The organism is Candidatus Firestonebacteria bacterium RIFOXYD2_FULL_39_29 (genome assembly GCA_001778375.1).
GTDB lineage: Bacteria > Oederibacteriota > D2-FULL-39-29 > D2-FULL-39-29 > D2-FULL-39-29 > D2-FULL-39-29.
Genome location: MFGV01000091.1, coordinates 1 through 14,543, shown reverse-complemented (window position 1 = coordinate 14,543; position 14,543 = coordinate 1). Strand labels below are relative to the sequence as shown.

Annotated in this window: 12 protein-coding genes; 3 read left to right on the top strand and 9 right to left on the bottom strand. The window is 41.8% G+C overall.

Features of this window, described 5'->3' with window-relative positions; all coding sequences use genetic code 11:
- Positions 1-497 precede the first annotated feature (497 nt).
- Complete coding sequence (locus A2536_10180) at positions 498-2,045, top strand: indolepyruvate oxidoreductase (protein OGF44262.1); 1,548 nt, start codon at positions 498-500, stop codon at positions 2,043-2,045.
- A 147-nt stretch (positions 2,046-2,192) separates the two neighbouring features.
- Here the strand turns inward: A2536_10180 and A2536_10175 are convergent, their stop codons facing one another.
- From A2536_10175 to A2536_10135, 9 genes are all read right to left on the bottom strand, one after another.
- Positions 2,193-2,624, bottom strand: a complete 432-nt coding sequence (locus A2536_10175; protein OGF44204.1) for an acetolactate synthase — start codon at positions 2,622-2,624, stop codon at positions 2,193-2,195.
- 87 nt (positions 2,625-2,711) lie between these two features.
- The gene (locus tag A2536_10170) at positions 2,712-3,089 is read right to left on the bottom strand and encodes a hypothetical protein (GenBank protein ID OGF44203.1); all 378 of its coding nucleotides are present in this window, start codon (positions 3,087-3,089) and stop codon (positions 2,712-2,714) included.
- Positions 3,090-3,254: 165 nt separating this feature from the next.
- The gene (locus A2536_10165) at positions 3,255-4,556 is read right to left on the bottom strand and encodes a phenylacetate--CoA ligase (GenBank protein ID OGF44261.1); all 1,302 of its coding nucleotides are present in this window, start codon (positions 4,554-4,556) and stop codon (positions 3,255-3,257) included.
- A gap of 140 nt (positions 4,557-4,696) precedes the next feature.
- Positions 4,697-5,086, bottom strand: a complete 390-nt coding sequence (locus tag A2536_10160) for a hypothetical protein (GenBank protein OGF44202.1) — start codon at positions 5,084-5,086, stop codon at positions 4,697-4,699.
- Positions 5,087-5,246: 160 nt separating this feature from the next.
- The gene (locus tag A2536_10155; GenBank protein ID OGF44201.1) at positions 5,247-6,542 is read right to left on the bottom strand and encodes a phenylacetate--CoA ligase; all 1,296 of its coding nucleotides are present in this window, start codon (positions 6,540-6,542) and stop codon (positions 5,247-5,249) included.
- 14 nt (positions 6,543-6,556) lie between these two features.
- The gene (locus A2536_10150; protein ID OGF44200.1) at positions 6,557-8,083 is read right to left on the bottom strand and encodes a sodium:solute symporter; all 1,527 of its coding nucleotides are present in this window, start codon (positions 8,081-8,083) and stop codon (positions 6,557-6,559) included.
- 253 nt (positions 8,084-8,336) lie between these two features.
- On the bottom strand, positions 8,337-9,101 hold the full coding sequence (locus A2536_10145; protein OGF44199.1) for a hypothetical protein: 765 nt from the start codon (positions 9,099-9,101) through the stop codon (positions 8,337-8,339).
- Between the two features lies 1 nt (position 9,102).
- Positions 9,103-10,893: a sodium:solute symporter gene (locus A2536_10140; GenBank protein OGF44198.1), complete on the bottom strand. Its 1,791-nt coding sequence runs from the start codon at positions 10,891-10,893 to the stop codon at positions 9,103-9,105.
- A gap of 512 nt (positions 10,894-11,405) precedes the next feature.
- On the bottom strand, positions 11,406-11,978 hold the full coding sequence (locus tag A2536_10135) for a hypothetical protein (protein ID OGF44197.1): 573 nt from the start codon (positions 11,976-11,978) through the stop codon (positions 11,406-11,408).
- Positions 11,979-12,106: 128 nt separating this feature from the next.
- On the opposite strand from A2536_10135, the gene A2536_10130 reads away from it, so the two are divergent.
- Both A2536_10130 and A2536_10125 read left to right on the top strand, forming a co-directional pair.
- Complete coding sequence (locus A2536_10130) at positions 12,107-13,198, top strand: histidinol-phosphate transaminase (protein OGF44196.1); 1,092 nt, start codon at positions 12,107-12,109, stop codon at positions 13,196-13,198.
- A gap of 117 nt (positions 13,199-13,315) precedes the next feature.
- Positions 13,316-14,329 carry a 3-deoxy-7-phosphoheptulonate synthase gene (locus A2536_10125; GenBank protein OGF44195.1) on the top strand — a complete coding sequence of 338 codons (1,014 nt, stop codon included), beginning with the start codon at positions 13,316-13,318 and terminating at the stop codon, positions 14,327-14,329.
- Positions 14,330-14,543: the final 214 nt, after the last annotated feature.

Sequence of the window (14,543 nt, the reverse complement as noted above, 5' to 3'; positions counted from 1 at the left end):
ATGAAGTAAAAGAAGTTAGGAAAGTGGTTGAAGTGTATAAAGGATATGTGCATCCCGTGCTGGGATACTTTTTTGCCCGCCAAAACTTGTAGTTGCTGATTTAGGACGTTACAGCGAAGGCAAGCGTTCAAAGCCTTATCCCTCCAGAGGCGGGCACGTAATGAGGCAACTACACATGAGGTTACTTCAATTCTTGCTTATTTTTGTCATCCCGTGCTCAGATACGGGATCCAGCGTCGATTTCTTTAATTTACAAAGTACTTAAATGTATCTCTAATTGTTTTTGTTTTCGGATAAAGACTTGGATAATACATGGGCCCTTTAGTATTTCTGTTTTTAATTATGTATTATGTGCCTCGCTTAAAAAAGAAATATCAGGATGAAGCTGAAAGCAAAAGCTAAAAAGGAAGAGACAAAGGAGAGACAGTCAGAAATTATTGTTTTTATGTTATAATATTACATGAATCTGACGGAGGGGAATATAAATGAATAATGTAATGGCTCGGAAGAAAGAATTAATGACGGGAAATGAGGCAATTGCCAGGGGTGCAATGGAAGCGGGTATTTCCTATGCGGGAAGTTACCCGGGTACTCCGGCTACGGAGATCCTCGAATATCTGGCTAAGAACTTTAAAGGCCGCGCGGAATGGTCGGTTAATGAAAAAGTCGCCTATGAAACGGCGCTGGGTGCTTCCTATACGGGCAGAAGAGCGATAGTTTCCATGAAGCATGTGGGACTGAACGTTGCTGCGGATCCTTTAATGACTTCAGCTTACCTGGGAAATAAAGGAGGTTTTGTTGTTGTGGTTGCCGATGATCCGGGCGCTTATTCCTCACAGAATGAACAGGATACCAGGATCTTTGCCCGTTTTGCAAAAATAGCGCTTTTTGAACCTTCAGACTCCCAGGAAGCAAAGGACTTTATATTAGCGGCTTTTGATCTTTCGGAAAAATATAAGATGCCTGTGATGCTTCGAAGTCTGACAAAACTTTCGCATTCTTCATCTCCTGTGATGAAAGGGGAGATCAGGGAGGAAAATAAACTTGCGCTTAAAAAAGATCCCGCTCAACTCATTGCGGTACCGTCTAATGTCGTGCGTTTGCATAAAGCTTTAGTGGAAAAACAGAAAGGCTTAGGGGTTGACGGCGCGGTTTATAACAGTGTTTTTAAGGATAAACAGAAAAAGGGAATTATAGCCTGTGGCATTGCGTACAACTATGCCATGGAATATGCCGGAGATTTTGCAGTATTAAAAGTTTCTTTTTACCCGTTAGAGGAAAAGCTGGTGAAAGATTTTGTCTCAGGTCTTGACGAAGTGATAGTTCTTGAAGAGGGTGAGCCGGTGGTGGAAGAGACCGCCAGGAAATTCCATAAGAATGTTAAAGGGAAAATTTCAGGTGAAATAAACCGGGTGGGAGAAGTGGGACCCGATGCTCTGGGCTTTTATTTAAAAAAACGGACGGCTCCTGCAGTGACCGGAACTCCCAGGCGTCCTCCTGTACTTTGTCCTGGCTGCGGGCATAGAGAGCTCTATAAAGCTTTAAAAGCGGCTGACCCTGTTTTCACTGCCGGAGATATCGGTTGTTATACCCTGGGCTGTAATCCGCCTTTAGAAGCTTTGGATTCCTGTCTTTGTATGGGCGCAAGCATATCGAAAGCTGCAGGTATTGCAAGTCAGGGAATAAAAAGAGTTGCCTGTGTTATCGGTGATTCAACGTTTATGCATATGGGAATTCCTGCTTTGATCAGTGCGGTTTATAACCGGGCAAATATAACGGTTTTAATACTGGATAATTCTTCGACGGCAATGACAGGTCATCAACCCACACCGCTCATAGGTGTTACGGCTAAAGGGCATGAATCACCTAAAGTTATACTTGAAGATCTCTGTAAAGCAAGCGGCGTAACTTCTGTTACCGTTATTGACCCCATTAATATCAAAGCAACCACGGAGTTAATAAAAGGAAAGTTGAATCAAGAGGATGGGGTGAATGTGATAATCGCAAGAAGACCGTGTGTGCTAACAAAAAAAAGAAGTTCATAAAGTTTGTAAGGTTTTTAAGGTTTATAAAGTCTTTTTTTAGATGTGGTTTTATGTTTGAAAATAAAAACAAATCTTTTTTGGATGATATCCGGCAAAGATTTTAGACATTACTAACCTTAAAAACCTTATAAACTTTAAAAACTGTTATTATAAGGAATACACCTTCTTCGCTTCCAGTATCTTAACTTTGGCGTTGGTTAGTGTTTTAATGCCCAGTTCGATGTTTTCTGTCCGGAGCACTACTATCGCGTCATTTTCATGCTTTTCCGCAAAGGCATAGACGTATTCCACATTTAAACCGGCGTTATTTAAAACTTCAAGTATCTTTGCCAAACCACCCGGTTGGTCATTTACAGCTATTGCTATTACTTCTGTTTCTTTGACCGTAAAACCGGTTGCTTCCAGCGCTGCTTTCGCCCTGACTACGTCTGAAACGATCATTCGAAGAATACCATAGTCTTTAGTATCCGCAATTGAAAGAGCCCTAATGTTTATCTTGGCCCTTGCAATAGCCTTCAAAGCATCAAGAAGCCGTCCCTTTTTGTTCTCTAAAAATATGGATACCTGTTTAACCTGCATGTTTTACCTCCAGTAAAACTGATGTCACAGATGGGTGGTGAGATGACACAGATGCAAAATAGATATCACAGATAGCAACTATTTGTATTATACCACAATTCGTTTTATTTGGCATCTATTTGTACCAAAGTTCACTAAGAGGCCAAGCGGTAAATTCGCAGACCTGAGATACGAAACCGTTTGCCGGTAAAAGACTTCCGGGATACCACGCTCCAGTGATTTTATTTCAATTATCAGCTTATTCTCAATGACAAAATCAGCTCGAAAACTGCCGATTTCCTTCTCTAAGTAAAGTAATTTGTACTGTTTCTCTGACTCAAAAACAATATTTTCTTTTTCAAATATAGCTATCAATCCGTTATGATAAGTCTTTTCAATATGCCCCGGTCCGATTTCAGTATGTAATTTAAAACAGCATCCAATGATCTTTTCCGTAAGCTTGTTATCCCTTTCGATAACACCCATATCTGTAGCACCCTATCAAATGACAAAGACAATACCCCATCATCTAAGCCATCTTATTTGTTCATCTGTATTCTTGTGTCATCGTTGTTCATCTGTGCCATCTCACTTCTAATCTCTTCAAAAGATCCGCCCTATATCACTGGCGGATGTGTCATCAGGCGCGATCTATTTGATATTGCGCATATCAAATACGCGCCGTGCTTTGCCTTCGCTTCTTTGTATTGATTTTGGCTCAACAAGAGTTACCTTGATCCTGATCCCTATAGCCCGTTCTATATGATTTTCGATGTTGTTCTTTATTTCTTCGACGTGCCTTACCTCATCGGAGAACATCTTTTTCGATGTTTCCACCTGCACTTCGAGTTCATCCAGCTGATGTGGTCTTGTTATAATGATCTTATAGTGCGGCTCTATCCCGGGTATTTCCAATAAAGCTTTTTCTATTTGAGAAGGGAAGACAATAACACCGCGGATCTTCATCATATCATCTGACCTGCCGGTAATTCTGTCCATTTTTAACGTCGTTCTTCCGCATTTGCAGGTACCATGTTTAAGTGCGGTTATATCTTTAGTCCTGAAACGTATCATTGGGGTTCCTTCCCGGGTTAAGGTGGTAAGGACCATTTCTCCTTTTTGTTCCTCAGCTAAGGGCTGAAGAGTATCTGTTGCAATGATTTCAGGGAAAAAATGATCTTCCTGTAAATGAAGACCTGATTTTTCCTGGCACTCTTGCCCGACCCCGGGTCCGATTATTTCAGTTAAACCATAAATATTAAGCGCGTTTATATTTAAACGTTTTTCAATTTCTTCCCGCATTTTTTCTGTCCACATTTCAGCGCCGAATACTCCGGATCTTAATTTACTTTTTTTCAGGTCAATACCTTCTTCAGCTGCTGCCTCAGCGAGATAGAGTGTGTAGGAGGGAGTGCATGTAAGTATGGTTGTTCCAAAATCCCTGATGATTTCAAGCTGTCTTTTCGTATTGCCGGCGGATATAGGAACAATATTTGCCCCGATTTTTCTGGCGCCATAATGCACCCCCAGGCCTCCGGTGAATAATCCGTATCCGTAAGCATTTTGAACCCAGTCTGCTTTAGTTGTGCCTGCCATAGAAAGGGCTCTGGCCATAACCTCGCTCCAGAGCTCAATATCTGAAGCCGTGTAACCTACAACAACCGGCCTGCCGGTCGTGCCTGAGGAGGTATGTATCTCAAGTATTTCTTCATGAGGGACCGCGAACATACCAAAAGGATAGGCACCACGAAGGTCATCCTTTGAGGTAAAGGGGAGCTTTGTAATATCTTTTAAAGTTTTAATATCCGACGGCTTTACTTTTGCGGCATCGAAAGATCTTTTATAATAGGGTATTCTTTCATAAGCATACTTGACAATATGCTGTAACCGCTCCAGCTGTAAAAGTTCTCTTTCCTTGGGAAGCATGCACTCCGCTTTAGGGTTCCAGATCAGTTTATCGGTCATAAAGGCTCCTTTAAAAAAATGTTACGCGTGACGGGTTGCGAGTAGCGGGTTTTACAATATTGAGTTTCTATTATAATAACTCCTTAATGCAGAACCCGTTACTCGTAACCCGCTACGCGTCACTTTAGTTATTTTATTTTTATTTTTGCTGCTTTTATGTCTCGGACGTCTATAATAAGCATGGCGTTTTTTCTTGATTTTGGAACGTAGACGTAGGCGTTTTCTACATTAAGTCTGTTCTTTGCTGTCAGTTTTGCTACGTCGTTCAGGCCTCCCGGCTTATCCTTCATTACTATTCCAAGTACCTCTGAAAGGTAGGCGGTGAGCCCTGCTTCTTTATACTTTTTATAGGCGAGCTCCGGTTTATCCACTATTATTTTTATTACCCCGTACTCGCCGCTGCTCGCTATATTAAATGCAAGTATGTTTATTTTGTTATCAGCCAGGACACTGGTGAGTCGCTCTATTTTTCCCGGCTGGTTCTGAACAAAAACTGAAAGCTGTTTAAGTATGGGCATTAATAATCCTCCGGATTAAGTTTGTAAAGTTAATAAAGTTTTTAAGGTTTGTAAAGTTATTTTTAAAGGTAGCGCTATTATATTTTTCAGATAATATCCTTCAACGCTTGAAGACTTTAAAAACCTTAAAAACTTTACAAACCTTATAAACCGGAAAAATCTAGTAGATTTTTCGATTATCAAACACTCTTTTTGCTTTTCCTTCTGATACGGGAAGGGTTCCGGGTTCAACAAGATCAATATTTGGCCTTACCAGTATTTCTGTCCTGAGTTTTTCTGTCAGATCAGATTGGAGCTTCTTTAAGTGTTCCAGGTTACCGTCAAAAAGCTTTTTAGTTATTTCCACCTTTACGGTCATCTTATCGTTATCTTCAAGGTATATTTGATAGTTTTTCTCAACATGCGTCACGCTCATGAGGACGCGTTCAATTTGCTGCGGGTAAATATTAACTCCGCGGATTATGAACATATCGTCGGCTCTGCCTTTAATACGCATTATCCTTCGGTGAGTCCGTCCGCATTTGCATTTTTCGGGAATGATAGCCGTAATATCCCTGGTTCTGTATCTGATAATAGGCATGCCTTCTCTATTGAGAGTTGTAAGAATAAGCTCGCCTGTTTTACCTTCAGGGAGAGGCCTGTCCGTTTTGGGGTCTACTATTTCCATTAAATAACAGTCTTCCCAGAGATGCATACCTGATTGGTATTCGCATTCAAAGGCAACTCCGGGACCGTTCATCTCGGTAAGCCCATAGGAGTTGTAGACTTTTAACTTTAAGATCTTTTCAATTTTGTTCTTTGTTTCTTCCGTATAAGGTTCAGCGCCCATATACGCTCTTTTGAGCTTTAGTTTTTTTCTGAAAGCCGGTCCTTTTTTTTCAAAAATATCAGAAAGATATAAAGCATAAGAAGGGGTAAGGTGAATAGCTGTGGTTTTGAAATCCTGCATGAACATCAGCTGTCTTTCAGTATTGCCTATGGCGGAAGGGATAACAAGCGCGCCTACTTTTTCGGCGCCGTAATGCATCATAAGCCCGCCGGTAAACAAGCCGTAACTCATCATATTCTGTAATACATCGACCTTTGTGACTCCGGTCATGGTAAGGCACCGGGCAATATTATTCGCAGCTACATCGATATCTTTCTTCGTAAAGAAAACAGCTTTGGGCTTTCCGGTAGTTCCCGAGGAGGTGTGAAGCCGCATGGTATCATGATGTTTGATGGTTAAAAGTTTATCCGGATAATTTTTCTGAAGGTCGTCCCTGGTTGTAAATGGAAGTTTTGAAATATCATTAATGGTCCTTATATCCCCGGGCGTTACACCTTTGGATTTAAAGAGCTTTTTGTAGTAAGGAACCTTGTTATAAACTCGTGTTGCCGTCTCTTTCAGACGTTTTAACTGAAGCGCTTCCAGCTTGCCGCGTTTAATAGTTTCAAGTTCTTTTTCCCAAAACATATTACTTCTCCTTTTCAGGATCTCTTATTAATATAAAAACCTGTTTCTGTCTCATCAAGTATGCTGTCCGGTACCGGTTTTGTACATAGACTGACAACAATCAGAACTACCACGGAGACGGTAAAACTTAGTATTGAAAAATCCACCGGGAATTTAGTTACAAATTTAGCAATGTAACCGAATCCGAGAGCGGATATGAGGCCGGAGAGCATGCCCCAGAAAGCGCCTTCTTTAGTCGTGCGTCTCCAGTAAAGACCGAAAAGAATGGGAGCAACAAATGTGGAGAGCATTATTCCTATACCTGTCCAAATCAGCCAGGCTAGAAGCTCCGGCGGCTTTATAGCCGCTATCATAGTTCCGAGGGCCGCTACTACAATAACTATCCTGTTAACATTGTTTATCTGCTTGTCTGTTGCGTCAGGTTTTAAGAAATTCTTATAAATATCCCAGCTGAAAGAAGACCCGATCCTGAGCATCAGACTGTCGGTAGTGGTAAGCACGGCTGAAAGAACAATGATGGCGAAGACGGGCCAGATAAATTCCGGCATTGCCATCTGGATTGCGGCTATAAAAGAGTAGTCAGCGGCATTGGCAACATTCGGCAGGGTCAAAGTTTTATCATAAACCATTGATCTGGCAGCATAGCCTGAGATCTTTATGAGATAAAAAACAACTAGATATATACCAAAGGCGGCAAGAGGAGCCCACTTAAAATATTTGTATTTCTTTGCAGAAAGAGAGTTGCTGACGACATGAGGCGCGGAAGCCAGTCCAAGCCCGAGCAGGATTGCAAAAGAGACCAGGTATAAAGGAGTGGCAAAAGCGTAAGGCGCTACAGGCGGGTGAGCCTGCGGGAAAGCCAGCGCAAGCATATTTGGATCTATCTTTGCAAGATTTTCGTTTATGTGCGTAAGTCCGCCGGCATTTCCGATAATAAACGGGGCTACTACTAAAACTCCGACGATTATTATAATTCCCTGAAAAAGAGCGGTCCAGGCCACGGCGTAAAGGCCGCCCAGGATAACGTAAAGCATGACAATAACAGCGCCAAGAAGAAGTGCGTATTCGTGGGGCATTTTAAAAAGCCAACCCATAGTTATACTTATAGCCGTGTATTGACCTGAAAGGTATATTGTTGAGACTATTATGACGATTATGGAAGAAAGAGTTCTTATTGACTTCGTGCTGTTGTATCTTAAAGAGAGATAATCCTGGATTGTAACAAAATTCTTCTTCTGGCTTACACGGTAAATCTTTGTGCCGAAAAGGAAAATTGAGAGTGCGCAAGCCAGCGGTACCAGCATCTGTTCCCAGATGGTTGGCCAGCCGGTTTTATATCCAAGACCAGCTGAACCAAGTAGCGACATACCGGAGGCGCAGGAGGAGATGATGAGAAGCACGAAAACCCAGAAATTGAGTTCTCGTCCGCCGACTATAAAATCGGAGGTGGATTTTATTTTTCTTGAGGCAGCATATCCTATAAGTAAGAGAGCGAGGAAATACGCAATTATGACGGCTATGTTAATAATTGAATTGCCCATGGCTACTCCTTAAATCTCAAAGCCCAGATAGTTAACGCAAGCATTATTGTAATTGGAATCAATGTTACTCCGAGAAACGTGTTAAGCGGAAGACCAAACATTTTATGCCTCCATGAAATTTAAGATGTTTTCATATTATATAATATAGGATAGATGATGTAAATTAAATAAAAACGGTAACGGGTTACGAGTTGCGGGTTATGGAAAAAAAGAAAGGGCAGCATTAGCTGCCCTTTCTGATAGTAGTGCTTTCTTAAAAAGCTTTGAAAAGATACGTCACAGTCAGGTAGAAATTAAAGTTAGTGCCTGTAAGTGTTCCGGCTGCGTCATAGTTGGTCTCGTAGATAACCTGAGGGACAACGATAAACGTCGGGCTGAAAGCATAAGAGAAGCCGGCATAAAGACGGTTTGAGTTGATGCCGTTTCTGTAGAAGCCAAGTGCTGATGGGGCTGCTTCGGCGTCCTCAAGAATACCGATGAATAATTCATCAGACAGGATGAGGCTCAGGTTTTGATCTATTTCAGGAAGTTTATAGGTGATACTTAGCATTTCCCTTATCATTGAAGAGAATCCGCTTCTTAAATCATCAGTCGTATAGCAGGAGGAATAAATTGTATTATGGGAGATTATTCTGTTTGCGATAGTAAGTCTGTCGCTAGTCTTCCATTCTATTGTCGGTATTACTTCTATGTTGTGGGAAAAAGGAGCAGTTTCCGTGAATCTGTTCGGAAAATACATATAGTAGTACCATAAAGACAGCTTGAGCTTAAATGAATCATTAATCTTTAATGCGTAGTTAGGTCCTACAAACAGTTCCATAAAGTACGTGTCAACTGTGCTGCCCGAGTTCCTTCCAAATTCCCATCTATGTCCGGGCATTACCGTGAAAGAGAGATCGGGAGAAAGAAGAGTGGTGATGTTCAGGTTTTCCCACATTCTTTTAGTTCTTGTTTCCGCTGCCATTGTTCCTGTGAAAAGTACAATTACTGCCAGTATTCCTATTGCCAGCTTCTTCATATTATTTGCCTCCTTTTGCGGTCTTTGCCGCTAATTTCTCAATTCCTTCAAAGCACTTTTTTAAGTGCTTTTCTTCGGTTTTCTTTGTCATTAAACTTACAACCACTATCACGATGAAGGAGACCGGAAGTGCCACTACTATGGGATCAAGTGTCGCTATAACCGGGTTTGCAGCAAGAGTGTCTTTATTGAATATAAATTTGCAGATTTTCAGCGCAGCTGATTCCTTGGTATGAAAGAAGGTCATCCAGAACAAGCTTGTTAAGGAGCCTATAAGGAAGCTGGCTATAGCTGCTGTCTTCGTTACCGTTTTTGAGTAAAGTGCACCGATATACATCGGGATGAATGCTGTGGCACAAAGCCCGAAGAAAAGGGATGTTCCTATTGCTATTATGTTTGAACCGCCCTCAAGCGCTTTTGGAAGCAGCCAGGCAACAACGACTGCAAAAATAATGCCGATGCTGGTCCCTAATTTATTAAGAAGAAGGGTGTTCTTTGATTTTATCTCCAAACCTTTCTCGTAAAAGTCGCGGCTAAGCGCTGTTCCCATGGTATGAAATTGGGAAGAAAGTGTGGACATTGCCGCCGCTAGAAGGGTTACCATGAAAAGCGCGGTGAACCATTCAGGCATCGCTTTCGCGATATAGATCGGGATAATATTATCAGGCACTGCTTTACGCTCCGGAGGTTTTGCCGCCGCAGGTGCAGTTGCTTCCGCTGCCTTTACTGCCGTTACCGGAACTGTTTTTGCGGGAGCGGTCTGTTCCTCTTTTGGAGGAATATAAGTGCCCTCGTCCATTGCTTTAAGTACTGCAGGATCAGTTTTGGTCACATCTAAAGAGATCATCTTGTATTTTTCAACAAAATAGACGTTTGAAAGCGCCCCAACCGTAAAAGCGACTCCGGTCATCATCAAAATAAAAATACCGCCGATGATCACCGCACGGTTGAGTTCTTTATTGGATTTTACCGTCATAAATCTTACCGAAAGCTGCGGTTGTGCGAGCACTCCGAGACCGACACCCATTACAAGTGTGGTAACAAGGGACATCCACATCGGGGAAGCAAATTTAGGCATTGACGTCCAACCTTGATGTCCGGCTTTTGCCATACCTGCCGGAACCATTGGTGCAAGCGCTGTTAGTTTTTCATGCGCTGTTATGACCCCTCCGAGTTTTACATAAGTAAATACCAGAAGAATCGCCATACCTATGAACATTATTGCGCCCTGGAAAGCGTCGGTGTACATTACACCTTTCATTCCGCCGAAGACAACATAAACCGCAGTTATCGCCGCGAAGAATAAAAGAGCAACTTCATAATTGATGCCAAATACTTGCTGTAAAAAAACTGCGCCTCCTATCATGACTGCACCTGCATAAAGAGGCATGAAAATGAAAATGAGAAGCCCGGAAGCGCCCTGTATAAAGCGTGATTCATATCGCCTGCCCATAAGCTCCGGAAAAGTATGCGCATCCAGACTGTGCCCCATTTTTCTGGTACGTTTTCCGAAATAAACGAAGGCAATGAAGATTCCGACGAAAATATTAAGGAAGGTAAGCCAGAGCATACCCATACCCATTGAAGCTGCAGCTCCGCCAAAGCCGACTATGGCTGAGGTGGAGATGAAAGTGGCACCGTAAGAAAGGGCCATTATCATAGGGTGCTGCTTTCTCCCTGCGACCAGGAAATCGGAGGAGTTTGCCGTTTGTTTGTATCCGATATATCCGAATATTGCTGTTGCTAAAAGATATATAACAACAGTAATGATCATTAATAAACTGATTTCCATATTTGTCCCCCTGGAAAATATTGTATTGGATTTTTACTTGGTTAATTTAGAATCTTTCTTTTCCCATTTTATCTCTTCCTTTACCTCTTTTTTTTCGTGCTCATCGCCTTTGTTCCAATTAACCCAGCCGTAGACGATGCAAAGAAGAGTCGCCAAAATGGTAAAGATATACGCCAGTGCAACACCTGTTCCTTCGAGTCCTAGCATATGAGGAGGTCACCTCCATCAGGAAGAGTCGTTAAACCCCATGCCCGGGCGTTTTTCAGGAGCTCTTCACAGAATTGATATAAATTCTATCAAAACAGAGGAAATAAGTCAATCCGAAATGAAGGTTAAAAAAATCACTGAGACTAAAGCACTAATAACTAAACAATCACTAAGATTAAAGCATTAAGCACTAAACTTAAGGAAGTTTATTTATATAGGTACAATGATTTTATTTAGAATTTATAATTTTATTCTTAGTGCTTGGTTTTAAGTTTGTTTAGTGCTTAGAATTTAAGTCTTAGTGATTAGATTGCCTGTCCGCATTTGAATGCCGCCAAGTTCATATCTATTGTTTTTGGGGGAACAGCAGTCGTGATGACTGCATGCCATATATTTTCTTTAATAGGCAGTTGTTTTGAGAGAACACCTAAAAGGACAATGTTCTCTATTTTAATAGAGCCGCATTCCAGGGCTATTTTATGAGCGACAAGAGCTTTGATCTTAAAATCCAGATTTTCTATCTTCTTTTGAATATCTTTGGGGTAAGCATCAGTCTTCTTCTCAAGACTGGACGGCATTATATTCCGTTTGTTCATTACTATATAACCTGTTTTTTTCATATGAGAGAGGTAACGCAGAGCTTCAAGCTCTTCCATTGCCAGCATAAAGTCAGCCTCTCCTGTCGGTATCATCGGGGAGAATACTTTATCTCCGAAACGTACATGACATGTTACAGAACCGCCCCTTTGAGCCATCCCATGGAGTTCGTTTGATTTTACGTCAAAACCGGAATCGAGAGCGCATTTTGCCAGTATCTTTCCCGCAAGTATGGTTCCCTGCCCGCCGACACCGGTTATAAGTACATTGATAGTTTTCATAAAAATCATTTTATCAGAAGATATCAAGAAAAGTCAAGGATTGCAGCAAAACTCGGTTGTTTGACTTTCCTTCTTTTTTGTGCTAAAATCAGACGATTTAACGGATTACTTTTATCGGAGGAAATTGTATGAAAAAGCTTCAGCGGGATGCTATAGATAAATTATCTCCATATATACCGGGGAAACCGGTAGCGGAAGTACAGCGGGAGCTGGGGATCTCTGATGTTATAAAAATGGCTTCGAATGAAAATCCTCTCGGGGCATCGCCAAAAGCGGTTGCTGCGGTTAAAAAGGCCGCTGAGCAGGTGTATTTTTATCCGGAGGGGAGTTGTTTTGAACTTAGAAAAGCGGTGGCTGAGCATTTACAAATACCGGCCGATAATCTTATTTTCGGTAATGGTTCGGATGAATTATTATTGTTAATTTCCCAGGTCTTTTTAAATCCCGGAGATGAAGTATTGCAGGGGGATCCCAAACTGACCTTCGTGGAGTACAAGGCGGTTACTACGATTGCGGATGCTAAACCAGTAATTGTTGAAATGAAGGATTTCGGGTATGACCTGAAAACCATGGCGGAAAAATTTACCAATAAGACAAAAATAGTATTTATAACCAATCCTAATAATCCGACCGGAACTATGATCACCAAAGATGAGCTTGATGAGTTTTTCAAAAAAGTTCCTGAGGATGTAATAGTAGTGCTGGATGAAGCTTACTACGAATATGTGGGCCGGGCCGACTATCCGGAATCCGTTGAATATGTCAAAGAGGGAAAAAATGTAATTATTCTCCGTACTTTCTCCAAGATCTACGGGTTGGCCGGGCTGCGACTGGGTTACGGCATTGCCAGGAAAGAACTTATTGAACTGCTTGGAAAAGCCAGACAGCCTTTTAATGTTAACTTGCTTGCGCAAAGCGCGGGAATAGCAGCTCTCAAAGATATTAAGTTTGTCGAAGAGAGCAAACATGTGAATAATGAAGGTAAGATATGGATCGGAGATGCGCTTGAAGCTATGGGTATTACTTTTGTCAGGTCAGAAGCAAATTTTATTCTTTTTGATGTTAAGGTTGACGCCAAACCGGTGACAGAGGCTCTTATGAAAGAGGGAATAATTGTTAGATGTATTGGTACCGGAACAACTATACGCGTGACGATCGGAACGATGGAACAGAATCGTCGGTTTATCGGTGCATTGAAGAAAGTGTTAAAAAATAATTGACTAAGTACTAGTGACTAATGACTATTTTAGGAAGGCGGGAAATCCCGCCAAATATTTAATAAACCTCAATAAATAGTCAGTAGTCATTAGTCACTAGTAAATGTTTTTGGGGGTCATATGATCATAGTATTAAAGCCGGGAACACCTGATAACGAGCTGAATCACGTAATAGAAAAGGTGGAGAAGGCGGGGCTTACGCCTCATGTTTCAAAAGGGATTGAAAGAACTTTGATCATGGTTATAGGGGATGACCGTGTCCTTGCAGAGCTGCCTCTTGAAACAATGCCCGGTGTTGAAAAAGTTATGTCCGTCCTTCAACCTTTTAAACTTGTCAGTAAGGAGTTCCAGAAAGAACCGACGGTAATTAAGGTGAGGGATATTGAAATTGGCGGGAAAAAACTTGTGGTTATGGCGGGACCTTGCTCTGTAGAAAGCCGCGAAGCTTTGCTTGATGTGGCAAAAAAAGTTAAAGAGGCGGGTGCTACTATACTTAGAGGGGGCGCTTTCAAACCCCGGACTTCTCCTTATGCTTTTCAGGGCATGGGAGAGGAGGGATTAAAACTTCTTTCTGAAGCAAGGGACTTAACGGGGCTACCTATAGTTACTGAAGTTATGGATACACGTACCGTTGACCTTGTTTCCAGGTATACGGATATAATTCAGATAGGCGCGAGGAATATGCAGAACTTTGAACTTTTAAAGGAAGTCGGGGAATGTAAAGTTCCGGTTCTTTTAAAACGGGGGCTTTCTTCAACAATAAAAGAATGGCTTATGTCGGCTGAATATATAATGTCCCGAGGTAATTATAAAGTAATGCTTTGCGAGAGAGGTATCCGGACCTTTGAGGATGCGACAAGAAATACTCTCGATCTTTCTGCGGTGGCTGTATGCAAGCACCTGAGCCACCTTCCGGTAATAGTGGATCCTTCCCATGGCACAGGCAAATGGCGCTGGGCAGTGCCGATGTCAAAAGCTGCCATAGCCGCAGGTTGCGACGGACTTATGCTGGAAGTTCATCCGAATCCCGAAGATGCTATGTCAGACGGGGATCAGTCGCTTTTGCCGGATAAGTTCAAGAAGTTGATGGCTGAGCTTAAGCCTATTGCAAAGGTGATTGGGAGAGAACTCTAAAAACGATTTACGATTGACAAATGACGATTTACAATTTAAGGTAAGCGCGAGAAGCTACGCTAAGTTTAATTATACCACATAAATATTGAACATTGAGTAACGTTAGTAACGTGGAACTTGTAACTAGATGTCCTATAAGAAGTAAATAGGGAAATATGTCAAAGAACAATCGATCTTTGAGAAATTAGGAGCAAACAAAGACCCTCTTAGGGTC